Genomic DNA, 1652 nt, shown 5'->3' with positions numbered 1-1652 from the left:
AACTTGCCTGGTCTGGCACTGGGTGGGAGGCCTCAATGATCTCAATGCGCCGCGTCGACCCACATGGACGCGGCGGTGTGTGACCGTAGCGCGTCACCACCAAGCCGGTCATCGGCGCATCTGTGGGCCATGCCGCGTCAAATGCATGGGCCATCGCCCCTGCCGCTTTTCCAGCGCCTAGAACCAACGTCCTGCCCTTGGGCACCGACNGGGTGGGAGGCCTCAATGATCTCAATGCGCCGCGTCGACCCACATGGACGCGGCGGTGTGTGACCGTAGCGCGTCACCACCAAGCCGGTCATCGGCGCATCTGTGGGCCATGCCGCGTCAAATGCATGGGCCATCGCCCCTGCCGCTTTTCCAGCGCCTAGAACCAACGTCCTGCCCTTGGGCACCGACGGCAGATGGCCAGTCAAGGTCTCCGACGGCAGGGCGCGCCGAACGGCCACCCTGAAGAGGTGCTCTAGGAGAACACGGGGTCCGTTCACGGGATTCATGCTGCTGGCCGCACCGTGTTAACAGGATCGCCTCTGACGAACGCCTCAACATTGTCGACGAGTTGGTCCGCCAAGCCCTGTATCGCCTCCTGCGAGGCCCAAGCCACATGGGGAGTCAAGATGAAGTTAGGCATGTCCAGCAGCGCCATGAATGGGTGCTCTGCGGGTGGAGGTTCGGCTGAGACAACGTCAAACCCCGCCCCTGAAATCTGACCGCTGCGCAATGCCTTGGCAAGTGCTTCTTCATCGACCAGGCCGCCACGGGCCGTATTGATGAGGAGAGGCTTGCGGCTCATCTTCTCAAACTCTTCGGCCCCAATCATGTTGCGAGTTTGGGCGGTTAATGGACAGTGGAGCGTGATGATGTCGGAGCGTGCCAGGACGTCATCGAACGGGGTGTACAGGCTTCCCATGCCGGAGAGCCCCTTGAACGCGGAGAACAGCACCTTCATGCCGAGGGCGCGTGCAATCGTCGCCACGGCGTTGCCGAGTGCACCGTCCCCAATGATCCCCAGAGTGGAGCCCGCCAGGTCCCGGATGGGATAGTCAAAGTAGCAGAACTGCCCGGACTCCTGCCACTTGCCGGCATTGACGGATTCTCGGTAGGCGCAGATGCTTCGGCGAAGCGCGAACATCAGTGCGAAGGCGTGTTCCGGGACCGTATTGCCAGCGTAGTTCCGAATGTTGCTGACGGTGATGCCAAGCTGGGCGCAGGCGTTCAGGTCGATGTTGTCGGTTCCGGTAGCCGCCACAGCAACGAGCTTCAGCTTGGGGGCCTGCTGCAAAGCCTCGGCGCTGAGCTTCACCTTGTTGGTGATGACAATGTCTGCATCGGAAATCCGTTGCGCTACCTCGTTCGGGTGCGTGTTCTCGTAGCACACGAGTTCGTGCTTGAAGGAAGGAAGCCGTAGGGTAGTCTCGGGGGAGAGTGTGGAGCGGTCAAGGAATGCAATCTTCATGTCGGTCCGGGCGATGGCCTGCTCCAAGGTCGGTACGAATGGACACAGGGGAAAGTAACAATCAGCCGACCCTCGATACGCGAGGGCAGCTGACGGTGGTTAGACGGAGGGGGTTGACGCGTTAGTCAACGACGGCTCCGGACGCCTTCACGATGGGGGCCCATCGGGTGATGTCTTCCTGCAGCAGTTGCGCCAG

Annotated in this window: 1 protein-coding gene; it reads right to left on the bottom strand. The window is 61.6% G+C overall.

Annotation, left to right across the window (positions count from 1 at the left end; translation table 11 throughout):
- Window positions 1-493: 493 nt before the first annotated feature.
- Window positions 494-1456 carry a D-2-hydroxyacid dehydrogenase gene (locus tag QZH66_RS15790; RefSeq protein WP_305806846.1) on the bottom strand — a complete coding sequence of 321 codons (963 nt, stop codon included), beginning with the start codon at window positions 1454-1456 and terminating at the stop codon, window positions 494-496.
- Window positions 1457-1652: the final 196 nt, after the last annotated feature.

The sequence above is a fragment of the Stenotrophomonas sp. YIM B06876 genome (assembly GCF_030711595.1).
Lineage (GTDB): Bacteria > Pseudomonadota > Gammaproteobacteria > Xanthomonadales > Xanthomonadaceae > Stenotrophomonas.
The sequence above is the reverse complement of the archived record's forward strand: the minus strand, read 5'-3'. Positions and strand labels throughout refer to the sequence as shown.

Excerpts from the sequence above, each read along its gene's own strand:
- QZH66_RS15790 (WP_305806846.1), bottom strand. The coding sequence starts at position 1,456 with ATGAAGATTGCATTCCTTGACCGCTCCACACTCTCCCCCGAGACTACC.